General features: G+C 70.4%; 19 protein-coding genes. 3 read left to right on the forward strand and 16 right to left on the reverse strand.

What is annotated here, in order from left to right; translation table 11 throughout:
• Position 1: 1 nt before the first annotated feature.
• The 14 genes from ftsZ to FK219_RS07190 all read right to left on the reverse strand — a co-directional run bounded on the left by ftsZ (position 2) and on the right by FK219_RS07190 (position 15,513).
• The gene (gene ftsZ / locus FK219_RS07125; RefSeq protein ID WP_152583509.1) at positions 2-1,153 is read right to left on the reverse strand and encodes a cell division protein FtsZ; all 1,152 of its coding nucleotides are present in this window, start codon (positions 1,151-1,153) and stop codon (positions 2-4) included.
• Between the two features lie 154 nt (positions 1,154-1,307).
• The gene (locus FK219_RS07130; protein WP_152583510.1) at positions 1,308-2,315 is read right to left on the reverse strand and encodes an FtsQ-type POTRA domain-containing protein; all 1,008 of its coding nucleotides are present in this window, start codon (positions 2,313-2,315) and stop codon (positions 1,308-1,310) included.
• Positions 2,312-3,739: a UDP-N-acetylmuramate--L-alanine ligase gene (gene murC, locus FK219_RS07135; protein ID WP_152583511.1), complete on the reverse strand. Its 1,428-nt coding sequence runs from the start codon at positions 3,737-3,739 to the stop codon at positions 2,312-2,314. The genes FK219_RS07130 and murC overlap by 4 nt, the downstream gene beginning before the upstream one ends.
• A gap of 11 nt (positions 3,740-3,750) precedes the next feature.
• Entirely contained in the window at positions 3,751-4,833 is a 1,083-nt protein-coding gene (locus tag FK219_RS07140; protein ID WP_152583512.1) for a UDP-N-acetylglucosamine--N-acetylmuramyl-(pentapeptide) pyrophosphoryl-undecaprenol N-acetylglucosamine transferase, read from the reverse strand.
• Positions 4,830-6,044, reverse strand: coding sequence for a putative lipid II flippase FtsW (gene ftsW / locus FK219_RS07145; RefSeq protein WP_328821636.1), 1,215 nt, complete (start codon positions 6,042-6,044; stop codon positions 4,830-4,832). The genes FK219_RS07140 and ftsW overlap by 4 nt, the downstream gene beginning before the upstream one ends.
• Positions 6,045-6,081: 37 nt before the next feature.
• Positions 6,082-7,572: a UDP-N-acetylmuramoyl-L-alanine--D-glutamate ligase gene (gene murD, locus FK219_RS07150; protein WP_328821637.1), complete on the reverse strand. Its 1,491-nt coding sequence runs from the start codon at positions 7,570-7,572 to the stop codon at positions 6,082-6,084.
• Complete coding sequence (gene mraY, locus FK219_RS07155) at positions 7,557-8,651, reverse strand: phospho-N-acetylmuramoyl-pentapeptide-transferase (RefSeq protein ID WP_152583513.1); 1,095 nt, start codon at positions 8,649-8,651, stop codon at positions 7,557-7,559. Before mraY ends, murD begins: the two co-directional genes overlap by 16 nt.
• Positions 8,648-9,298 carry a glutamate ligase domain-containing protein gene (locus FK219_RS13675; RefSeq protein ID WP_152583514.1) on the reverse strand — a complete coding sequence of 217 codons (651 nt, stop codon included), beginning with the start codon at positions 9,296-9,298 and terminating at the stop codon, positions 8,648-8,650. Before FK219_RS13675 ends, mraY begins: the two co-directional genes overlap by 4 nt.
• A gap of 3 nt (positions 9,299-9,301) precedes the next feature.
• Complete coding sequence (locus FK219_RS07165) at positions 9,302-10,840, reverse strand: Mur ligase family protein (protein ID WP_152583515.1); 1,539 nt, start codon at positions 10,838-10,840, stop codon at positions 9,302-9,304.
• A 25-nt stretch (positions 10,841-10,865) separates the two neighbouring features.
• The gene (locus tag FK219_RS07170; protein ID WP_152583516.1) at positions 10,866-12,638 is read right to left on the reverse strand and encodes a peptidoglycan D,D-transpeptidase FtsI family protein; all 1,773 of its coding nucleotides are present in this window, start codon (positions 12,636-12,638) and stop codon (positions 10,866-10,868) included.
• A 31-nt stretch (positions 12,639-12,669) separates the two neighbouring features.
• Positions 12,670-13,275: a hypothetical protein gene (locus FK219_RS07175; RefSeq protein WP_152583517.1), complete on the reverse strand. Its 606-nt coding sequence runs from the start codon at positions 13,273-13,275 to the stop codon at positions 12,670-12,672.
• Positions 13,272-14,225, reverse strand: coding sequence for a 16S rRNA (cytosine(1402)-N(4))-methyltransferase RsmH (gene rsmH, locus FK219_RS07180; RefSeq protein WP_152583518.1), 954 nt, complete (start codon positions 14,223-14,225; stop codon positions 13,272-13,274). Before rsmH ends, FK219_RS07175 begins: the two co-directional genes overlap by 4 nt.
• 102 nt (positions 14,226-14,327) lie before the next feature.
• Entirely contained in the window at positions 14,328-14,759 is a 432-nt protein-coding gene (gene mraZ / locus FK219_RS07185; RefSeq protein WP_152583519.1) for a division/cell wall cluster transcriptional repressor MraZ, read from the reverse strand.
• Between the two features lie 367 nt (positions 14,760-15,126).
• Positions 15,127-15,513 carry a DUF3040 domain-containing protein gene (locus FK219_RS07190; protein WP_152583520.1) on the reverse strand — a complete coding sequence of 129 codons (387 nt, stop codon included), beginning with the start codon at positions 15,511-15,513 and terminating at the stop codon, positions 15,127-15,129.
• 84 nt (positions 15,514-15,597) lie between these two features.
• On the opposite strand from FK219_RS07190, the gene FK219_RS07195 reads away from it, so the two are divergent.
• The gene (locus FK219_RS07195; RefSeq protein ID WP_152583521.1) at positions 15,598-16,719 is read left to right on the forward strand and encodes a polyprenyl synthetase family protein; all 1,122 of its coding nucleotides are present in this window, start codon (positions 15,598-15,600) and stop codon (positions 16,717-16,719) included.
• A gap of 29 nt (positions 16,720-16,748) precedes the next feature.
• On the opposite strand, the gene FK219_RS07200 is transcribed toward FK219_RS07195, so the two are convergent.
• Positions 16,749-17,087 (reverse strand): Rv2175c family DNA-binding protein, encoded by a 339-nt coding sequence (locus FK219_RS07200; protein WP_328821639.1) that lies wholly within the window; start codon positions 17,085-17,087, stop codon positions 16,749-16,751.
• A 177-nt stretch (positions 17,088-17,264) separates the two neighbouring features.
• On the opposite strand from FK219_RS07200, the gene FK219_RS07205 reads away from it, so the two are divergent.
• Together FK219_RS07205 and pknB are read left to right on the forward strand one after the other, a co-directional pair.
• Positions 17,265-18,617: a lytic transglycosylase gene (locus tag FK219_RS07205; RefSeq protein WP_152583522.1), complete on the forward strand. Its 1,353-nt coding sequence runs from the start codon at positions 17,265-17,267 to the stop codon at positions 18,615-18,617.
• A 65-nt stretch (positions 18,618-18,682) separates the two neighbouring features.
• Positions 18,683-20,629: a Stk1 family PASTA domain-containing Ser/Thr kinase gene (gene pknB, locus FK219_RS07210; protein ID WP_152583523.1), complete on the forward strand. Its 1,947-nt coding sequence runs from the start codon at positions 18,683-18,685 to the stop codon at positions 20,627-20,629.
• Positions 20,630-20,676: 47 nt separating this feature from the next.
• Here the strand turns inward: pknB and FK219_RS07215 are convergent, their stop codons facing one another.
• Complete coding sequence (locus FK219_RS07215; RefSeq protein WP_407941891.1) at positions 20,677-22,050, reverse strand: class II 3-deoxy-7-phosphoheptulonate synthase; 1,374 nt, start codon at positions 22,048-22,050, stop codon at positions 20,677-20,679.
• Positions 22,051-22,082 lie beyond the last annotated feature (32 nt).

The raw sequence follows: 22,082 nt of genomic DNA on the forward strand, positions 1-22,082 counted from the left end.
CTCAGCGCAGGAAGTCGGGAACGTCGAGATCGCCGTCGTCGTCGCTCTCGAGCGGACCGATCGGCGCCGTCGCTCCCAGCTCGGAGTCGTCGGCCCAGGCGCGGCCCTCGAGAGCCGGCTCGCCCGACTCCGCGGCCGGGGGCAGCGAGCCTCCCTCGCTCGCCGCGACGAAGCTGCTGCGGCGGTCGCGGGTGAGGGCGCTGGGCTCTCCCCCGTCGAATCCCGCCGCGATCACGGTCACGCGCACCTCGTCGCCGAGAGTGTCGTCGATGACCGCACCGAAGATGATGTTGGCCTCCGGGTGCACGGCCTCCTGGACGAGCTTGGCGGCGTCGTTGATCTCGAAGATGCCCAGGTTCGAGCCACCCTGGATCGACAAGAGCACACCGTGCGCCCCATCGATGCTCGCCTCGAGCAGCGGCGACGCGACGGCGAGCTCTGCGGCCTTGATGGCGCGATCGGCGCCACGGCTCGAGCCGATACCCATGAGCGCCGAGCCGGCGCCCTGCATGACGCTCTTGACGTCGGCGAAGTCGAGGTTGATGAGGCCGGGCGTGGTGATGAGGTCGGTGATGCCCTGCACGCCGGCGAGCAGCACCTGGTCGGCGGTCGCGAACGCCTCGAGCATCGAGATGCCGCGATCGGAGATCTCGAGCAGCCGATCGTTCGGCACGACGATGAGCGTGTCTACCTCGTTCTTGAGCGAGAGGACGCCGTCCTCCGCCTGCGCCTGCCGACGCTTGCCCTCGAAAGCGAAGGGCTTGGTGACGACACCGATGGTGAGCGCACCGATCGATTTGGCGATGCGCGCGACGACGGGTGCCCCTCCCGTGCCGGTGCCGCCGCCTTCGCCGGCCGTGACGAACACCATGTCGGCGCCCGCGAGCGCCTCCTCGATCTCCTCGGCGTGATCCTCCGTCGCGCGGCGACCCACCTCGGGGTCGGCTCCCGCTCCGAGGCCGCGCGTGAGCTCCCGTCCGACGTCGAGCTTGACGTCGGCGTCGCTCATGAGGAGCGCCTGCGCGTCGGTGTTGATGGCGATGAACTCGACGCCCCTCAGCCCCAGCTCGATCATTCGGTTGACGGCGTTGACGCCGCCTCCGCCGATGCCGACGACCTTGATGACGGCGAGGTAGTTCTGGTTCGTGGTCACGTCGTGGCCTTCCGCGGTCAACCTTCACCTTCTACTTGAAGGCTAAAGTTATGCTCAGTATGTACTGCTGACTCGAACGGTAGGCCTGACGGGGGCTCCGCGGCATGAGGTCGTCCGCGTGTCGCGAATCCCCCGGCGCGCACTCGGGCGCCGGTCAGCTCGCGCGACGCACGACGAGGCTGTCGGGGGCTGAGACGTCGTACTCCCACCTGACCGACTGGTCCGTCGACGAGAGGGCCGCCGCGAGCACGCGGGCCTTGAACGCCGACCTCTCCGCGCTCCCCCAGACCACGGAGTGCTCCGCTCCTCCCAGCGTGAAGCGCACATCGTCGCGCGTCGTCGCGCTGATCGTGACCACGGAGCTGCGAAGTTCGCGAGGGAGCGCGAGGAGCACATCCGCGAGGCCCCGGAAGGCAGGGTCATCCGCGCTCGCACTCTCGACGCTGAGGAGAGGGATGCCCGGCGGCACCGTCTCGGTCGTCTCCACCACGACGCCCGCGGCGTCGACGACCTCGAACCCGCCCGCGGTCCGGAGGGCGCCGATCGGCGCCCTCTCCACGACGCGCACGATGAGGGTGCTCGGAGGCACGATCTCGGTCGAGAAGGAGCGGATGAGCGCGAACCCCTCCAGGTCGGTGCGAATCTGCTCGTCGCTCACGAACGCGAGGGGGGTTCCTCGACGATCCTCGAGCGCCGCCGCGACCTCGTCCGCGTCGAGTCGCTCCGTGCCGACGATGCGGATGCTCGTGAGCGAGAGCAGCGGAGACACCGAGATGGCGGCCGCTCCGCCGACGAGCGTCACGAGAGTGCCCAGCGCGATCGTCGCCGTGAGCCGGCGACGACGCGACTGCCGTGTGAACCGCCTGACCTCGGCGCGCTCGGCGCGCCGACGCTCGCGCGCAGCCCGCCGCTCGAGGCGCCGCGCCGACGCCGAGGAGCTACCAGCGTCCGCCGTGCGCAGCGCCGCCGATGCCGCGCGGTCGCGCGAGGAGCGCTCGCGCGGGGCGCGGGGCCCGCGCGCAGGACGCGCACGAGACGCACCGGCAGTCGGATGCGCTGCGGTGTCGCGCGGCGTGCGCCGAGCATCCCGGCTGCGACGTTCCTTCGGCGGCGGCGACGGTGGGTCCGGCGGAGTACCGCGAAAGCCCTCCGGGCGCTTCATCCCGCCGCACCACTCGAGGTCGCCGAGCCCTCCCCCGCGCGCTCGATGGCCGCGCGCAACTGGGGAATGATGCGGTAGACGTCGCCGCAGCTGAGAGTCATGACGATGTCGCCGGGTCGGGCGAGCTGCGCGACCCTCCGGGCCGCGTCATCCCAGTCCGGCCGGAAGTCGACGTGCGCGGCATCGTCGAAGGCGTCCGCCACGAGAGCGCCCGTGACTCCGGGGATCGGGTCCTCCCGCGCGCCGAAGACGTCGAGCACGACCGTGTGGTCGGCACCCGACTCGTACACGGCCGCGAACTCACCCGCCATCGCCTGGGTGCGGCTGTAGAGGTGAGGCTGGTGCACGGCGATCACGCGCCCTTCCCCGACGACCGAGCGCGCGGTCTGCAGGGCGGCGACCACCTCGGTCGGGTGGTGGGCGTAGTCGTCGTACAAGCGCACGCCAGCGGCGTCGCCGTGGGACTCGAACCGCCGCTGCGTTCCGGCGAATCCCTCGAGCGCGGCCACCGCGGCCCGGGCCTCATGACCGAGGCCGACGAGCACGGCCACGACTCCCGCGGCGTTGAGCGCATTGTGGCGGCCCGGGACCGCGAGCGAACCCTCGAGCTCGACCCCGTCGATGCTGAGGACGAAGCTCACGGGCCCCTCCTCGCTGATCGACACGAGTCGCACGCGCGCGGCATCGCTCTCGCCGAACGTCGTGATCGCGTCCGTCGGAAGCGATGCGGCCACACGTCGGGTGCCGTCGTCGTCGGCCGAGAGCACGACGCTCTCGGAGCACGCGCGCGCGAAGCTCACGAACGCGTCCTCGATCGCGGCCTCGCTGCCGTAGTGGTCGAGATGGTCGGTGTCGATGTTGGTGATGAGACCGATGGCCGTCTCGAAGAGCAGGAACGACCCGTCGGACTCGTCGACCTCGACCACGAAGAGCTCTCCCTGCCCCCACGCCGCGCTCGTGCCCGCGTCGTGGATGACGGCGCCGTTGACGAAGCTCGGGTCGGCGCCGAGACGACGCAGAGCGGTCACGAGCATCGCGGTCGACGTGGACTTGCCGTGCGCTCCCGCGATCGAGATGAGACGCTGACCCCGCGCGAGCCAGGCGAGGGCCTGGGCGCGATGCAAAACCGGGATGCCCCTCCGCAGGGCCTCCTGATACTCGGGGTTGTCGAGCCACAGGGCTCCCGTCACCACGAGGGCCTCCGCGTCGCCGACGTGTCGTGCGTCGTGGCCGATCGCGACCGGGATGCCGCGCCCCCGGAGGGAGTCGACCGCAGCGGACTCCGCGCGGTCGGACCCCGAGACCGCGTGCCCGCGGTCGTGGAACATGCGGGCGATACCACTCATGCCGGAGCCCCCGATGCCCACGAAGTGAAGGCGGCCGAGAGTCTCGGGCAACGGCTGGGAGAGGTCAGGCTTGATCATCGGTCATCACCCTACGCCGGGTGAGTCGACAGGGTCTCGCGCACGAGGCGCAGCAGCTCACCGGCACCATCGCGGCGGCCGACGCCGCTCGCGGCCGCGGCCATGTTGGCGATGACCTCCCGCCGCTCCAGGAGCGGCACGAGCTCGCGAGCGACCCACTCCGGCGTGAAGTCGGCGTCCTTGACCAGGCGGGCACCCGAAGCGCCCACGAGCTCGCGCGCGTTGAGCTCTTGCTCGCCATTGCCGACCGGGTACGGCACGAGCACGGACGGCAATCCGACCGCGGCGAGCTCCGAGACCGTCGCAGCACCGGCGCGGCACACCGCGAGATCCGCGACCGCAAACGCGAGATCCATCCGATCGCAGTAGGTCTGGACGACGAGCCCCGGAAGCGCCTCAGCCCCGTCACCCCGGCCCTCCCCCGTGATGTGCAGCATCTGCCAGCCCGCGCCGAGGACGCGCGGCGTCGACGCGGCCATCGTCTCGTTGAGTCGACGCGCGCCCGTCGATCCCCCCGTCACGAGCAGCGTCGGGCGATCGGGTCGGAGCCCGAAGTGGGCGGCCGCCTGCGCCCGCGCCGCGCGACGATCGAGCTCGACGACCTCGCGCCGCAGGGGCATGCCCACGACCCGCGAGCCGCGCAGTGGCGTGCCGGCGAAGGTCACGCCGACGGCGCCGCCGAGAAGGCGGCCCAGGCGGTTGGCGAAGCCCGGTCGACTGTTCGCCTCGTGCACGACGAACGGCAGGCGCTCACGACGCGCTGCCCAGTACGCGGGAGCGGCGGCGTATCCTCCGAAACCCACGACGACGTCGACGTGCCGCTCACGCAGTGCTGCTCGGGTGATGCGCACGGCCTCCCGAAACCGTGCAGGAAACCGCAGAGCGGCCCTTCCGAGCCGGCGAGGCAGCGGCACGCGCGGAATGGCGATGAGCTCGTACCCGCGCGCGGGCACGAGTCGTGCCTCGAGGCCCTCGGCCGTTCCGAGCACGAGCAGCTCGGCATCGGGCTCCTCCTGCCGCCAGTGGTCGGCGAGAGCGAGCAGGGGGTTCACATGACCGGCGGTGCCACCGCCGGCGAGAAGGGCCGTCGTCATTCCGTCCTCGCCTCGCGGGCCTCCGCCGAGCGCGCGAGCGACAGCACGACGCCGATCGCCAGCAACGAGGCGATGAGCGCGGACCCGCCCACCGAGATCAGGGGGAGGGGCACACCGAGCACGGGGATGAGGCCGAGAACGACCGCGACGTTCACGAAGGCCTGTCCGACGATCCAGATGAGCACCCCGCCGGTGACGATGCGCGAGAACGGGTCTCGGTGAGAACGGATAAGCCGCACGAGCCCGATTGTGAGCACGACGAAGAGCAGGAGCACGACCGAGGCGCCGACCATGCCGAGCTCCTCGCCGATGACAGCGAAGATGAAGTCGGTCTCCGCGTGCGGCAACCACGACCACTTCGCCGCCGAGTTGCCGAGCCCCACGCCGAACACCCCTCCTGAGCCGAGCGCCCAGGTGCCGTGCACGACCTGCCAGCACGAGCCTTCGTAATCCTCCGGGCGGCAGCCGTTGAGCCACACGTCGATGCGGCTCGACCGCGACGAGCTTGACAGCGCGAAGAGCACGCCGCCGACGGCGACGACTCCCGCCATCGCCGCGAGCCGGCGCAGTGGAGCTCCCGCATAGAACAGGGCGCCCAGCACGATCGCGATCATGATGGATGCCGTACCGAGGTCTTGGCCGAGCAGCACCATGCCGATCGCTACGAGCGAGACGGGCACGGCCGGCACGACGAGGCTCGTCCAATCGGTGAAGGCATCCGCGCGGTCGGCGAGCACGGTTCCGAGCCAGACGATGAGAGCGAGCTTGAGGAACTCGGAGGGCTGCGCCGTGAATCCGCCGATCGAGATCCAGTTCTGGTTGCCGCCGTATTCGTACCCGAGTCCTATGAAGACGAGCAGCTGCAGGCCGAGGCCGAGCATGACGGCGACGCGCGCCCAGCGACGCCAGAATCGCGCGGGCAGTCGAGCGATCGAGAGCATGATCGGTATCGCCACGAGGGCGTAGAGGCCCTGCCGCAGGAAGATCGCGAAGAAGTCGCCGTCGTTGCTCTGCGAGGACACGATCGACGAGGAGGAGAGCACCATCACGAGGCCGAACAGCACGAGGAAGACGGTCGTGCCGAGCACGATCATGTAGTCGGAGCTGTCGGAGCCGAACAGGGTGCGCACCGAGACGATCGCCCGCGCGGGGCTGCGGTGGGCCTCGGGCTCAGTGTCGCGCCCCGAGCCCGGTGGTCGCACTGTCGTCACGCGCCCACCCCCTCCTGCAGTACTGCGGTCGGCTCGCTCAGGAGCCGAGGGCCGTCACGGCGGTGGCGAAGCGCCGGCCGCGATCGGCGTAGTCGTCGAACTGGTCCATGGACGCCGCGGCGGGTGCGAGGAGCACGGTGTCGCCGGCCTGAGCCACCGACGCCGCGAGCCTGACCGCTGCGGGCATCACCCGCTCAGTGTCGTGCTCTTCGACCTCGAACAGCGGCAGTGCGGGCGCGTGTCGCGCAAACGCCTCGCGCAGCGCATCCCGTTCGATTCCGATGAGGATGACCGCCCGCAGTCGTTCGCGATGCTGCAGCACGAGCGGGGTGAGGTCGACGCCCTTGAGCAGACCGCCCACGATCCAGACCACGGAACGGTAGGCGCTGAGCGAGGCGGAGGCAGCGTGGGCGTTGGTCGCTTTCGAGTCGTCGATCCACAGCACCTCGTCGGCCTCCGTCACACGCTCGGTGCGGTGCGCGTCGACGCGGAAGGCGCGCAGCCCGTCGCGCACGGCGGCGGGAGGTGCGCCTGCCGCACGCGCGAGCGCGGCGGCGGCGAGAGCGTTCGCGAGCCCGTGCGGCGTCGCGAGCCCTGCTTCTCGCAGGTCGGCGAGCGTGGCGAGCTCGAGCGCGGTCGTCGCGCGCTCCTCGAGGAACGCCCGGTCGACGAGCACGTCGTCGACGACGCCGACATCGCTCGGCCCCGGAGTATCGGCACCGAAGCCGATCGCCCGGCACCCCTCGACGACGTCGGCCTCCTCGACCATGCGCCGTGTGGCGGCGTCCGCGAGGTTGTAGACGCATGCGACGCGCGTGTTCGCATAGACCTTCGCCTTCGCGGCCGCGTACGCGGCGGGGCCGCCGTGCCAGTCCAGGTGGTCGTCGGCGAGGTTGAGGCACGCACTCGCGAGCGGCCGCAGGGCGCCGGGCCCCGTCGTCGGCAGCGCGTGCAGCTGGAAGCTCGAGAGCTCGACGACGAGGACGTCGAAACCGGCGGGGTCGCGCACCGCGTCCAGAACGGGAGTGCCGATGTTGCCGCACGGCGCGACGCGCGTGCCGGCGGCGAGCAGCATCGTCGCGGTGAGCTGCGTGGTGGTGGTCTTGCCGTTGGTGCCGGTGATGGTGATCCACTCGGCAGCGCGCACCTTGTCGCGCACGCGCCAGGCGAGCCCGACATCGCCCCACAGCTCCGCTCCGCTCTCCTGGGCGGCAAGAAGGAGGGGATGCTCGGGGGCGAAGCCCGGCGAGACGATCACGAGCTCGGGCTCACGAGCGAGCAGCGCCTCGCGCGCGGCTCGCTCATCGGCCTCCACGACGAGCTCGACCCCGATGACGGGCAGAATGCGCGCCCGCTCCTCGTCAGCGTCGCGCGAGAGGACGGTGACGGCGCAACCCAGTTCGGCGAGCGTGTCGGCGGCGGCGAAGCCCGACACCCCCAGACCGAGCACCACGACGCGCACTCCGCTCCAGTCGTCGTGCCAGCTGGTGAGCGCGGAGACCCGGGCGCCCACTACTGGCTGACCCACTCGAGGTAGAAGAGCCCCACTCCGACCGCCACGAACAGCCCGCCGATGAGCCAGAAACGCACGACGACGGTGACCTCGGCCCAGCCTTTGAGTTCGAAGTGATGGTGGAGGGGGCTCATGAGGAAGATGCGCTTGCCGCCCGTGAGCTTGAAGTAGACGCGCTGCACGATGACAGAGCCGGTGACGATGAGGAAGAGGCCGCCGATGAGGATGAGGAGCAGCTCAGTGCGCGTGAGGATCGCGAGAGCCGCGATGGCGCCGCCGAGCGCGAGCGAGCCCGTGTCGCCCATGAAGATGTGCGCGGGCGAGGTGTTCCACCACAGGAACCCGATGAGGCTCGCGGCGATGGAGGCGGCCACGATCGCGAGGTCGAGCGAGTCGCGCACCTCGTAGCAGCGCGCGGCGACAGAGGGGTCGGGGCCGTTGAAGCACGACTGGTTGAACTGCCAGAAGGCGATGAAGATGTAGGCCGCGATCGAGAGTATCGACGCCCCCGTGGCGAGCCCGTCGAGTCCGTCCGCGACGTTGACGGCGTTGGACGTGCTCACGACGATGAGGTTGACCCAGATCGCGAACAGGATGACCGCCGCGACCGACCCGAAGATCGCGAAGTCGAGCCACTCGATGTCGCGCACTGCGGAGATCATGGTCGACGCCGGCGTCTGACCGTCGGCGTTCGGGAAGGAGAGGGCGAGCACAGCGAAGATGCTCGCGACGACGACCTGCCCGGCGATCTTCGCCCACCCGCCGAGACCGAGACTGCGCTGCTTGCGCGTCTTGGTGAAGTCGTCGAGGAAGCCGACGAGCCCGAGCCCGACCATGAGGAACAGCACGAGAAGCGCGCTGAGCGTCACTCTCTCGCCACTGAGCAGATGCCCGACGAAATAGCCCAGCACGGCGCCCAGGATCACGACGATGCCCCCCATCGTCGGGGTACCGCGCTTCGTGTGGTGGGACTGCGGGCCGTCGTCGCGGATGAACTGGCCCCATTCGAGCCTGTTGAACAAGCGGATGAACAGGGGCGTCATGAAGAGCGTGAACCCGAGCGAGAAGGCTCCGGCCAGAAGCAGGGCGATCATGCGGCGCCGCCCATCAGACGGTCCACGAGGGATGCGAGCGGGGTACGGGAGGCTCCCGTCACGAGCATCACATCCTCTTGGTCGACCCGAGTACGCAGCACATCGTATGCCTCGTCGGCGGAGTCGACGAGCATCGACTCTCCGTTCCACGAACCTTCCAGCCCCGCTGCATTGTGCACGTGACGGGCCCCGTGGCCGACGACGATGAGCTGACTGATGTCGAGGCGCACGATGATGCGGCCGAGTGCGTCATGGTCGTCGAACCACTCTCGCTCCGTCGAGTCCAGCTCTCCCATGACGGCGATCGAGCGCCCGGAGTCTCGGGTCAGCTCGGCGAGGACGGAGAGAGAGCGACGCACCTCGAGCGGGGTCGATGCGCCCGTGTCGTCGAGGAGCAGGGCGCCGCTCGACGTGCTGCGCCGCTCGCATCGGCCGGGCACCTCGCCCTGCTCCGCGGCGCGAGCGAGGGCCGTCGACCAGGGCTCCCCCGCCTCCAGCTCGCCTCGAAGGCGCGCGAGTGCCACCTCAACGGCAGCATCCCCGATGGCGTCGATCGGGAGCTCCGCGCGCTCGTGCGCACTCCTCACCTGGATGACCGCGCCCCCGCGGCGGTGCAGCACGTCGTCGACAATGATGACCGTGTCCACCGCCTACCAGCCCGCCTCGCGCAGAGCGGCTCGCGCCTCATCGCGCGCCGAGTACTCGGTGCGCACCCCGCGAATCTCCCGGTAGTCCTGGTGCCCGGGACCGGCCCACAGGATGGAGTCGCCCTCCTGCGCGAGGCCCACCGCGTGACGAATGGCCCGCTCGGGCGGGCTGACCTCGTGGATCTCGGGACGGTTGCTCGCGGTTTTCGCGCCCTTGAGCAGCGTGCGGCGGATCGACTCCGGGTCCTCGAACCGCGGGTGGTGGTCGGTGATGACGAGGACATCGCACCCCTCGGCCGCCACCCGTGCCATCTCGTGACGCTTCGTCGCGTCACGATCGCCATCCGCGCCGAACACCATGATCGTGCGCCCCGTCGTGAACCGACGCACCGCCGCGAGGGTGTTCTCGAAAGCATCGGCGCTGTGCCCGAAGTCGACGTAGACGCTCGGGCCGCGATCGCCGGAGACGCGCTCGGTGCGCCCCGGCAGGTAGGCGTCGATCCCCCGGTCGGCGACGGCTCTCTGGATGTCGTCGAACCCGTAGCCGGCTTCGACGAGCATGACGAGAACGAGGCCGGCATTGGCGGCCATGTGACCGCCGATGAGGGGGATGCGCGTCTCGAGGGCCCGGCCGTCAGCGTGCCGAAGGCGGAAGCTGGTGTACGCGGCGTTCTCCTCAGTCACGTCGACGTGCCAGTCGGCATCGATCTCGGAGCGTGACGTGATCGTCGTGGTCGGGATGTCGGCGGCCTCGACCACGCGGGTGCCGTAGTCGGAGTCGAGTGAGACGACCCCACGACGACCCCGCTCGGCCGTGAAGAGCGGGAGCTTCGCCGCGAAGTACTCCTCCATGTCGGCGTAGTCGTCGAGATGATCGTGGCTGAGGTTCGTGAAACCCACGACGTCGAAGAGCACGCCGTCTACGCGGTGGCGGCTGAGCGCCTGCGCGCTGACCTCGACGGCCACGGCGCCCACCCCCGCCTCGCGCATGCGTGCGAGGAGGGCGTGGAACTCGGTCGCCTCGGGCGTGGTCAGTCGACTGACGACCGTGAGACCGGCGATGTGTCTCTCGGCGGTCGAGCTCAGGCCCGTGACGACGTCGAGCTGGCGCAGCACTGCCTCGAGCAGGTAGACCGACGAGGTCTTGCCGTTCGTGCCGGTCACGCCGAACAGCTGACCCTCGAACTCAGAAGTGCGGTACACCCACGAGGCGAGGGCGCCGAGGCTTCCTCGGGGGCTGTCGACGATGAGAATGGGGAGGCCGGAATCCGCGGCGAGCTCGACTCCCGCGGCATCGGTCACGAGTGCGACCGCGCCACCGGCGCGCGCATCTGCGGCGTAGGACGCCCCGTGGGCGTGGACGCCCCGCACACCGACATAGACGTCGCCGGGGAGCAGATCGGTCGTGCTCAGAGTGATGCCCGTGAGCGTGACCCCGGTGAGATCACCACGACTCTCGAGCCCGAAGTGTGCGGCGAGCTCGGCGAGCTCGCGCACGGGAGGGTGCTCCGGCCGCAGAACGGGTGGCGTACGACCGGACAACGGAACCTCGTTTCGTGAGTGGCGGCTACCAGGTCAGAGGATAGGCGGTCGCCTGCTGCGTCGACGGCGGCACCCGATAGGTCTTGAGCACCTGCGTCATAATCGTGCGGAACGTCGGTGCCGCCGCTGCGGACGTCTTCATCGTATCGGGGCGCACGTAGGTGACGACGACGACGAACTGCGGGTCATCGGCGGGCGCCATGCCGGCGACCGAGACGATGCGCTCGTCTCCGTAGCCACTGGCGTCCGCCACCTCAGCCGTGCCCGTCTTGGCCGCGACGCGGTACCCGGGAATCTCCAGAATCGGGCGCAACCAGCCCTCCGTCACGACCTCCTCGAGAATGCCGACCGTCGCCCGCGCCGCACTCTCGGAGACCACCCTCGTCGGCTCGGAGGCGGCGACGTGGGTCGTCGAGCCGTCGGCGCGATCGCAGCCCGTGACGAGCGTGAGCGGCGTGTGCACGCCGCCATTCGCGATGGCCTGATAGGCACTCGCGACCTGAGCGCTCGTGGCGGTCATGCCCTGACCGAACATCTGGGTCACGGCACTGTGTCCGTCGATGCTGTCCGGGTCCCGCACGCTTCCGCCGGCCTCCCCGAGGAAGCCCACCCCGGTGCTCTCACCCAGACCGAACCGCGTCAGGTAGTCGTAGCGCTGCTGCAGCGAGAGCCGCTCACTCAGCACCGCCGTTCCGGTGTTCGAGGAGTTCATGAGCACACCAGCGGAGGTGAGGCGCAGATCGCCGTGGTCCCAGGCATCGCCGATGCGATAGGAACCGATCGTCGGGTAGGAGCGCGGGGCGATGACCTGGTCGGACGGCGTGGTCACTCCCGCGTCGAACATCGCGGCGAAGCTCAGCGTCTTGATCGTGGAGCCCGGTTCGTAGGGGGCTGCGAAGATGCGCGACCCGCGGTCGTCTGACTCGCTGCCGTCGACATCGTTGGGGTCGACCGAGGGCCACTCGGCGGCAGCGATGATGTGGCCGTCGTCGACGCTCACGACCATCGCCGTCGCCCAGTCCGCACCGATCCTCGCACCCTCCTCGGCGATCGCCTGCTGCGCGAACCACTGCACGTCGGCGTCGATCGTGAGGCGAAGCGTGCCCCCGTTGACGGCCTCCTCCTGCACGATCGTCGTGCCGGGCAGCTGAACGCCATCGGCTCCGCGCTCGTACGTCGACGAGCCGGGGCTCGACGCGAGGCACTCATCGAGGCCGAGCTCCAAGCCGGCGAGCGGGCCATCCGTGCCCATGAAGCCGACCAGATTGCCCGCGACCTGGCCGTTCGGGTAGGTGCGGCTCGGAACCCGTTCGGAGTAGACCCAGGGCACGCCGAGATCGCGCACAGCCTGAAAGACGTCCGTCTCGACACCGCGCACGAGGTAGGCGTGATCATCGTCGGGGTCCTCGGCGAGCTCGCCCTCGATGAGAGCGAGCATGGCGGCGGGGTCCTCACCCGTGATCGCTGCGATGCCCGTGAGCGCCTCCCAGACCGTGCGCGTCGTGAGCTCCCCGGTCTCCTCGTCGAGCGTGTCGTAGTCCTTCACGAAGCGCGGAGAGACCGTGATGTCGTAGCGGAACACTGAGTCGGCGAGCACGGTGCCCCGACGATCGACGATGTCGCCGCGAACCCCGTGGAGGGCCACCGGAATCGAGCGGCGGGCCTCGGACTCCTGGGCTAGCTGCTCGGCGCGGACGACCTGGATGTCGACGAGGCGGACGCCGAAGGCCGCGACGATGGCGACGACGACCAGGATGGTCGCCGCCAATCGCCGCCGCGTTCTGCGCTGCTCTCTCATGTGCGCTTCCTCCCCCGTCGCGCGGTCCGCATCAGCGCGTGACCGGCGAGGGCAGCGACCCTGCGAGACCCGGTTGCGCTGATTCGGAGGCTAACGACCCCGGCACCGGCGGCGTCGGCGCCACGCCCGACGCACCCCCGTCCGCTACCGGGGTCGCAAGCTCCATCTCGGCCAGCAGCACGTTGCCGATCAGGGTGTCGCGGCCGTCGAGAACTCCCGCACCCGCGCCGGCGGCGACGGGCGCGCCCAGAACTGTCGCGTCGGCGAGCCGCAGGTACGCGGGGCTCGCATTGGAGACCATGCCGAGCGACTCTGCATTGGCCGCCAGGTACTGGGGCGAGCGCAGTGCGTCGAGCGACTCGACGAGCACCTGAGCGTCCCGATCGAGTTCTGCGGCCTGCGTCTGGAGCGCCGAGATGCGGTAGGCGCCTTCGGAGAGCGTGATGCTCAAGAGCAACTGGGTCACGAGGATCGCGAAGACCCCGATCACCGCCACCACCGCGTAGACGACGCGAGGGCGACGCCGCCGCCCCTCGCGCGGCGCGATGACGGGGGCGAGCGTCGGCGAGGTGCGGCTGGGAGCGCTCCGTGCGACCCGCCCACCGGTCGACGGGGCGAAGGCCGGTGCCGCGCTCATGCCGCCTCCCTCACGCGCTCGGCCGCGCGCAGCCGCACGGGGATCGAGCGGGAGTTGCTCGCGCGCTCAGCTTCGTCGGCGAGCTCGGCTCCGCGGACGAGCAGCCGGAACTCGGGTCGGTGCTCGGGCAGCTCGACGGGCAGTCCCTCCGGCGCCGTCGAGCGCGTGCGCGCAGCCAGCTCGCGCTTGACGATGCGGTCTTCGAGCGACTGGTACGCCAGAACCACGATGCGGCCGCCGACCGCGAGCGAGTCGAGCGCCGCGGGCAGAGCGGCCTCGAGCGCGGCGAGCTCGCCATTGACCTCGATGCGGAGTGCCTGGAAGACGCGCTTCGCGGGATGACCGGAGCGCTGCACGGCCCGCGGAGTCGCGTCGATGATGAGCCGGACGAGCTCCGAGGAGCGCGTGAGCGGCTGCTCGGCTCGGGATTCCACGATGCGACGGGCGTACCGCGGTGCGAGCTTCTCCTCGCCGTATGCGTAGAAGATGCGCCGCAGCTCCGCCTCCGTGTACTCGGCGAGCACGGCTTCCGCAGTGATGCCGGTCGTGCGATCCATGCGCATGTCGAGCGGGGCATCCTGCGAGTACGCGAAGCCGCGGTCGGCCTCGTCGAGCTGCATGGAACTGACCCCCAGGTCGAAGAGCACGCCGGTCACGCGCTGGATGCCGAGAGTGTCGAGGGCCGAGCGAAGCCCCGAGTAGACGGTGTGCACCAGGTGCACGCGGTCGCCGAAGCGCTCGAGCCGCTGGGCGGACGCGTCGAGCGCGGCAGTGTCTCGGTCGAGCCCGACGAGGGTGAGTGCGGGGTTCCGCTCCAAGGCGGCCTCGGCGTGCCCGCCGAGGCCGAGCGTCGCGTCGACCAGAACCGCGCCCTCGAGGGCGAGGGCCGGCTCGAGGAGGGCGAGGCTGCGTTCGAGCAGAACGGGAGTGTGCGAGGAGGATGCGGTCATGGTGCTGCCGGTCCGGCGCGGGGCCCGGATCCCCATCCGTGTGACCTGGCACCGGGGAAGGTGCGCCAGGGCGTCTCACGGCTGGGAGTCCGAGCCACGCGATCAGAAGAGTCCGGGGATCACCTCCTCGTCGGTGTTGGCGAAGGCGTCTTCCTTCTCGGCGTAGTAGCTGTTCCAGGCGGGGGTCGACCAGATCTCGGCCCGGTCGCCGGAGCCGATGACCGTGAGCTCGCGGTCAAGGCCCGCGTACTGGCGCAGCACCGCGGGCACGGTCACCCGGCCCTGCTTGTCCGGCTCCTCCTCGCTCACGCCGGAGAGGAAGAAGCGCTGGTACTCGCGCGCCGTCTTGCTCGTGAGGGATGCGGTGCGCAGCTTCTCGAGGACATCACCGAAGGTGGCCCGGCTGAAGACGTAGAGGCAACGTTCCTGACCGCGCGTCAGCACCACGCCGTCGGCGAGATCTTCACGGAACTTCGCCGGGAGTATGACCCGCCCCTTGTCGTCGAGTTTGGGGGTGTGCGTGCCGAGAAACATCGCCTGGTCCCCCTCTCATCTCCGGCCCGAGATCAGGTTTACTCCACTTTACTCCACTTTCCCCCACCAAGTAAAGGAACTGGCCCAGAATAGACGATCTCCGTCTCGCTGTCACCAGTAATCGCCAGGCCTTCACGAGGTGGGGGCCGGTGGAGGAACGTGGGGTCGCAGACGTGCCATGCGGGCATCCTGGAGTCCGAACGCACAAAAAAGACCGGCCCGAAGGCCGGTCTGCACACGAGAGCCCGGCTCGAAAGCCGGTCTGGGCACAAAAAAAGACCGGCCCGAAGGCCGGTCTCGAGCGGGCGGGTGTCGCCCGGTGTCAGCGGTGGTGGATGGCGGGGAGGAAAGTGGGGAGGCGGGGGCCCTAGCCCTCGCGGCCTTCCTGACGACGATCCCAGCGCTCGTTCATGCGCTCGGTCCACGAGGAACGGGCAGCGCTCGGGCGCGCTGCTCCGCCCGCAGCGGGGCTGGTCGGCACCTCGGCGGCGTCACGACGCCCCGGTGAGAGCACGATGAGAACGCCCGCGAGCATGAGGCCGAACCCGACGACGCCGATCACGGCCAGCTGCGTGATGACCCCGGCGACGAGCGCAGCGACGCCCGCGATGGCCAAGAGTGCGCCGACCACGACGAGCGTGTAGTTGGGCTTGCCGCGTCGACCCGCGACGGTCGCGACGAAATCAGCGTCGTTCTGATAGAGGTTGCGCTCCATCTCATCGAGAAGGCGCTGTTCCTGTTCTGACAGCGGCATGATGACCCCTTAGTGGCGACTCGTCGGTACGGAGATCCCCGTCCGCGCACATTCTACGGTCGCGCTCCTGGATAGGCTAGGCAGGTGCCTGAGAGATTGCGGTTAGTCGACGTCGTCCGCGACCGGCTCGAGCAGTTCCTCGACGAGCGCGCGACGCACCTCGGCACCATCGCGGAGGACCTCGAGCGCTTCACCGACGCGAGTCGAGATCTGCTGAGCGGAGGCAAACGCTTCCGGGCGCTGTTCTGCTACTGGGGCTGGCACGCCGTCGCGGGCACCGTGCGGCCGGACGACCTGCTCGCCGAGCTCGACGAGCATCCCGACCTCTCGAGCGTCGTCGACGCGGCTGCGGGACTGGAGCTGTTCCACGCCGCCGCGCTCGTGCACGACGACATCATGGACAGCTCCGACACCCGCCGGGGAATGCCCTCCGCACACCGTCGATTCGAGGCCGAGCATGCTCGCCGCCACTGGGTGGGCAGCGCGAGCGGGTACGGCACGTCGTCGGCACTCCTGCTCGGCGACCTCTTGCTGGGGTGGAGCGACGAACTGCTCGACTCGGGGCTCGCGCGACTCGACGACCAGGACGCGGCGCGGGCAGCGCGGGCCGAATTCCAGACGATGCGCACCGAAGTCACGGTCGGCCAGTACCTCGACATCCTCGAGGAGGTGGCGTGGCGGGACGCGGAGGATGCCGACATGCTCCCGCGCGCGCATCGCGTGCTCGTCTACAAGTCGGCCAAGTACTCCATCGAGGCTCCCCTCGCACTCGGGGCACTCATGGCGGGCGGGACTCTCGACCAGGTGACGGCCCTGCGCGCCTTCGGGCTGCCGCTCGGCGTCGCGTTCCAGTTGCGCGACGACCTACTCGGAGTGTTCGGCGACCCCGAGGTCACGGGCAAGCCCGCCGGCGACGACCTGCGCGAGGGCAAGCGCACGGTTCTCATCGCCCTGGCGCGCGACGCGCTGCCCGGCAGCGCGGTACGGCTCATCGACGAGCTGCTCGGCGACCCGGAGCTCACCGAGCACCAGATCCGCACGCTGCAGGCGACGATTCGGGATAGCGGCGCCGTCGAGACGGTCGAGTCGATCATCGCGCGGTCGGTCACCGAGGCGCTCGCGGCGCTCGAGTCGGCGACCATCAGTCGCTCAGCCCACGCCGAGCTCATCGGTCTCTCCGATCTCGTGACGCGCCGCTCGCACTAGGCACGCCGCGCGTCAGCGGGGCATGGAGCTCAGAAGGCGAGTGCCTGCGCCACGCGCCTCACCTCGGCCTTGCGGCCGGCGCGCAGCGCGTCGATCGGCGCTGCACCGAGGGCATCCTCCGGCTCGAGCATCCAGCGCATCGCCTCGTCGTCGCTGAAGCCGCTGTCAGCCAGCAGCACGAGCGTGCCGCGCAGCTCGCGCAGGGGCTCGCCGTCGAGGAGGAACGACGCCGGGACGACGAGCACTCCGTCGCGGCGCACCGCGAGAAGCTGTCGATCCTCGATGAGGCGGTGAACCTTGCCGGGGCTCAGCCCGAGCATCTCGACGAGATCGGGGATCGTCAACCAGGTCGAAGAGTCTGCATCCACGGTTACTAGAGTGCCACGCGCTCGAGCGGATCGCGCCCCCGCACGACCCGGAATCCCCGATCACATTCGTCACATCCTTCACATTGGCCACTGCGGGTAGTAGCCTGGGCTGCGGACGGATCGGGGGATCCTCCGTGCCCCCTCGGGGGCGACACGGGTGAGAGAGGCCAGTGCCACATGACCGACACGCACCTCGCTGCTGGTGGGCGGCGCGACGCAGACGCCCACGGCGCTCCTGCCGATCGCGCGCACATCGTCTTCGCCGGCCTCGCACCCCGTCACCCCGCCGCGGCGACGAGCGCGTCGCGGCCCACCGGCCTTCGCACCCGGACCGCCCTCTCGAGCACGGTGCCCCTCGTCCTCACCGGAGCCATCGCTCTGGGGCTCGGCGTCGCGGGCCCCGTCGACGCGGCCCCGGCTCGCAAGCCCTCTCCGCCGCAGCCTGGCCAGAGTCCCGCCCCCGGAGGCCTGCGGGCGATGCTCTCCCAGTGGGGGGCCGCCATCACGCCCGGCGCCCAGAGCCTCGATGCGGTGGCCAACTCGGCGGCTCCCGCGAGCTATCTCGTGCAGCCGGGAGACACGGTGAGCGATGTCGCAGCGCGCTTCGGACTGCCGACCGCGGTGGTGCTCGCCCGCAACGGGTTGAGCTGGAAGTCCACGATCTTCCCGGGCCAGGTGCTCTCGCTCGGCGCCGACGGCGTCAAGCGCGCCGGCCGCCCGGCGGTGCTCGCCGACGACGGGCTGTACGCCATCGCGCGCGGCGACACGCTGTCGAGCGTCGCGCAGCGCTTCGGCATCTCGGTGCGCTCGATCCTCGAGCGCAACGGACTGAACCCCGCGAGCATCATCTATCCCGGCCAGAAGATCGTCATCCCCGGCCACAGCCCGCGGGACGCCGAGCCGCAGCTCGCCCTCGCCCAGGAGGAGGGCGAGGCTGTTCCGGAGCTCACTCTCGCCTCGGTGGAGTCGAGCACGGCCGCCGAGAGCGTCGCCACTCTCGCCGCCGCTCCCGACGTCTCGACGCTCGAGATCGCCGAGCGTCCCGTTCTGCCCGCGGCCCCGCCGCGCCCCGCCGCGCCGACCCCCGGAGGGACCGCGCCGAGCGGCCCCCCGAGCGGCGGCGGCAGCATCACCCCGCTCACGAGCGAGATGCGTGGCCACGCACTGACGATCATCCAGGTCGGGCGTCAGCTCGGTGTGCCCGACTACGGCATCGTCATCGCTCTCGCCACCGCGATGCAGGAGTCGACCCTGCGCAACCTCTCGTGGGGCGACCGCGACTCGGTCGGCCTCTTCCAGCAGCGGCCGAGCTCGGGGTGGGGAACCGCGGCCGACCTGCAGATTCCGAGCCACGCCGCTCGCCTCTTCTACGTGGGGCGCAGCGGGTACACGCGCGGCTTGCTCGACATCCCCGGCTGGCAGGGCATGACGCTCACGCAGGCCGCTCAGGCCGTGCAGATCTCCGCATACCCGATCCACTACGCCAAGTGGGAGGCGAGCGCGTGGGCGTGGCTCTACGAACTCACGTGAGCCCGCGCCGCCGAAGCGCCGTGCGCCTCCCCTGCTCGACCGCCTGACCGACCTACACTGGCGCGGTGACTGCCTCCTCGACCGACCCCCTCATCGGGCGTCTGATCGACGGTCGGTACCGCGTGCGCTCGCACATCGCCCGCGGGGGCATGGCGACCGTCTATCTCGCGACGGATGAACGGCTCGAGCGCCTCGTGGCCGTCAAGATCATGCACGGCCACCTCGCCGACGACAGTCAGTTCAAGGAGCGCTTCATCCAGGAGGCGCGCTCGGCCGCTCGGCTCGCGCACGCCAACGTCGTCAACGTCTTCGATCAGGGTCAGGACACCGAGTCGGCCTACCTCGTCATGGAGTACCTGCCCGGCATCACGCTGCGCGACCTCCTCAAGGAGTACGGCGCGCTGACGCCGGCCCAGACGATGGACATCACGGAGTCGGTGCTCGGCGGTCTCGCCGCGGCGCACAAGGCGGGCATCGTCCACCGGGATCTCAAGCCCGAGAACGTGCTTCTCGCCGATGACGGCCGCATCAAGATCGGCGATTTCGGTCTCGCGCGCGCCGCCACCGCGAACACGGCGACGGGGCAAGCACTACTGGGCACGATCGCCTACCTCTCCCCCGAGCTCGTCATGCGCGGCATCGCCGATACGCGCAGCGACATCTACGCGGTCGGCATCATGATGTTCGAGATGCTCACGGGAGAGCAGCCGTTCAAGGGCGAGCAGCCCATGCAGATCGCCTACCAGCACGCGAACGACTCGGTACCGGCCCCGAGCACGCTCAACCCTGACGTGCCGGCGGAGTGGGACGAGCTCGTGCTGTGGGCCACGGCCCGCAATCCCGACGATCGCCCCACCGACGCCCGCGCCCTCCTCGAGCAGGTCACCGAGACCGGGCGCGAGCTGCAGACCGCTCTCTCCGCCACGGGCGCCCAGAAGACCATGCTGCTGACCTCGCCGATTCCCACCGCCCCCGCCGCCCCGACGGGAGACGACAGCGAGACGCAGGTCATCGGCGGCGTTCCCTCCCCGGCGACCCGCCCCATCACGAGCGCCGCCGCTCTCGCCGAGCGCGGCTCGAAGGGGCGGCGCCGCGGGTGGCTGCTCTTCGCCGTCGTACTCGCTCTCGCGGGCCTCGCGGGCGGTGTCGGCTGGTGGTTCGGCGCCGGCCCGGGCTCGACCGTCACGATCGAGAGCGTGCGGGGGCTCGGGGAGGAGGCCGCGCGCGAGGTGCTCACCGGGCAGGGCCTCGTCGTTGCCGACACGGTCGAGGAGGCCTTCGACCCCGAGGTCGAGGCCGGGCTCGTCGCGGGAACCGACCCCGACGAGGGGTCGGTCGTGGACCGCGACGCCGTCGTCTCCCTCGTCATCTCGAAGGGCCGCGAGCCGACAACGGTCCCCGACATTCTGGGACAGCCCGAGGCGGATGCCCGGCTCGCGCTCGCGGACGCCGGCTTCGAGTCCGGCGAGAGCCTTGAGCAGTTCGACGGCGAGGTCGCCGACGGCTCGGTCGTCGCCCTGCTCGACGACGAGGGCGAGTCGCTCGCAGCCGGAGCCGAGTCCTTCGTCGGCACGGTCGTGCAGCTCGTCGTGTCGGTGGGCGCGATCCCCGATGTGCGCGGACTCTCGGTCGATGCGGCAGAGGACGCGCTCTCGGCACGCGGGCTCGAGGGAATCGTGGGAGGCGACCCGGAGTTCGACAACGAGGTCGCGGAGGGTGACGTGCTGCGCGTGGAAGCGATCGGCGAGGGACCGGTTCGCCCCGGCGACGCCGTCACGCTCATCATCTCGCGCGGCCCCGACCTCGTGACCGTGCCCGATGTTGTCGGCCTCAGCATCAACGACGCGGTCGATCGGCTGCGCGAGGAAGGCTTCGAGGTCAACCTCGACACCAACGTGCCGCCCGGGCTGCGGGGCTCCGCTCTCGCTCCCGTGCAGTCGACGGACCCCGCGGGCGGCACCCAGGTGTTCCGCAGCCCGCGGCCGCCGATCACGGTGACCGCGCAGTACTGAGTGGCCACGGAGCACTGAGTGACCGCGCAGAACTGCGTGGGCGAACTCTAGGAGTCGGCGCCGAGCTCCTCCGCCACGAGGAAGGCGAGCTCGAGCGACTGCATGTGGTTGAGGCGCGGATCGCACAGCGACTCGTAGCGGGTCGCGAGCGTCGCCTCGTCGATGTGCTCCGAGCCGCCCAGGCACTCCGTCACGTCGTCGCCCGTGAGCTCCACGTGGATGCCTCCGGGGTGCGTGCCGACCGCTCGGTGCGCCTCGAAGAAGCCCTTGACCTCGTCGACGACGTCGTCGAACCGTCGCGTCTTGTAGCCGGTCGGCGTCGTGAGCCCGTTACCGTGCATGGGGTCGGTGACCCACAGCGGTTGGGCGTCCATGCCCGAGATCGCTTCGAGGAGCGGCGGAAGGGCATCCCGAATCTTGCCGGCGCCCATGCGCGTGATGAAGGTCAGTCGGCCCGGTTCCCGGTCGGGATCGAGAACGTCGATGAGACGCTCCATGTCGTCGGCTCTCGTCGACGGGCCGAGCTTGACGCCAATGGGGTTGCGGATGCGGCGGAAGAAGTCGACGTGCGCGCCGTCGAGCTCGCGCGTGCGCTCGCCGATCCACAGGAAGTGCGCGCTCGTGTTGTACGGCGTGCCGGTGCGGGAGTCGATGCGCGTCATGGGGCGCTCGTAGTCCATGAGGAGGCCCTCGTGGCTCGAGTAGAACTCGACGCGCTTGAGCTCGTCGAAGTCTGCTCCCGCCGCCTCCATGAAGCGCACGGCACGATCGATCTCTCGGGCAAGGCCCTCGTACCGCGCGTTGGCGGGGTTCGCGGCGAAGCCCTTGTTCCAGCTGTGCACCATGCGCAGGTCGGCGAATCCACCCTGCGTGAAGGCGCGGATGAGATTGAGGGTCGACGCCGCCGTGTGGTAGCCCTGCACGATGCGGCGGGGGTCGGCCTCGCGCGACTCGGGCGTGAAGTCGTAGCCGTTGACGATGTCGCCGCGGTAGGCCGGCAGTGTGACGTCGCCGCGCGTCTCGGAGTCGCTCGACCGCGGCTTCGCGAACTGCCCGGCCATGCGGCCCATCTTGATGACGGGCATCGAGGCGCCGTAGGTGAGCACGATCGCCATCTGCAGGATCGTCTTGACGCGGTTGCGGATCTGGTCGGCCGTCGCGCCCGCGAAGGTCTCGGCGCAGTCGCCGCCCTGCAGCAGGAACGCGTCGCCGCGCGCGGCGCGCGCGAGGCGGTCGCGCAGCATGTCGACCTCGCCGGCGAAGACGAGCGGCGGGAGCGTCGCGAGCTCGGCGGAGGCCGCCGCCGCCGCGGTGGCGTCGGGCCACTGCGGCTGCTGCTTGATCGGCAGGGTGCGCCAGTGGTCGAGACCGCGAATCACGTCAGGGTCAGCGTGCACGACGGTTTCGTCTGGGTCGACCACCGGGAGAGTCCTTTTCGATGCGCGGGCGGGAC

This window comes from Microcella pacifica, from assembly GCF_009371975.2.
Lineage (GTDB): Bacteria > Actinomycetota > Actinomycetes > Actinomycetales > Microbacteriaceae > Microcella > Microcella pacifica.

Bases quoted from the DNA above. Each gene is read 5' to 3' on its own strand.
- FK219_RS07170 (WP_152583516.1), bottom strand. From the start codon at position 12,638: ATGAGAGAGCAGCGCAGAACGCGGCGGCGATTGGCGGCGACCATCCTG.
- rsmH (WP_152583518.1), bottom strand. From the start codon at position 14,225: ATGACCGCATCCTCCTCGCACACTCCCGTTCTGCTCGAACGCAGCCTC.
- murC (WP_152583511.1), bottom strand. From the start codon at position 3,739: ATGATCAAGCCTGACCTCTCCCAGCCGTTGCCCGAGACTCTCGGCCGC.
- FK219_RS07205 (WP_152583522.1), top strand. From the start codon at position 17,265: ATGACCGACACGCACCTCGCTGCTGGTGGGCGGCGCGACGCAGACGCC.
- FK219_RS07175 (WP_152583517.1), bottom strand. From the start codon at position 13,275: ATGAGCGCGGCACCGGCCTTCGCCCCGTCGACCGGTGGGCGGGTCGCA.
- FK219_RS07190 (WP_152583520.1), bottom strand. From the start codon at position 15,513: ATGCCGCTGTCAGAACAGGAACAGCGCCTTCTCGATGAGATGGAGCGC.
- FK219_RS07140 (WP_152583512.1), bottom strand. From the start codon at position 4,833: ATGACGACGGCCCTTCTCGCCGGCGGTGGCACCGCCGGTCATGTGAAC.
- mraZ (WP_152583519.1), bottom strand. From the start codon at position 14,759: ATGTTTCTCGGCACGCACACCCCCAAACTCGACGACAAGGGGCGGGTC.
- mraY (WP_152583513.1), bottom strand. From the start codon at position 8,651: ATGATCGCCCTGCTTCTGGCCGGAGCCTTCTCGCTCGGGTTCACGCTC.
- FK219_RS07130 (WP_152583510.1), bottom strand. From the start codon at position 2,315: ATGAAGCGCCCGGAGGGCTTTCGCGGTACTCCGCCGGACCCACCGTCG.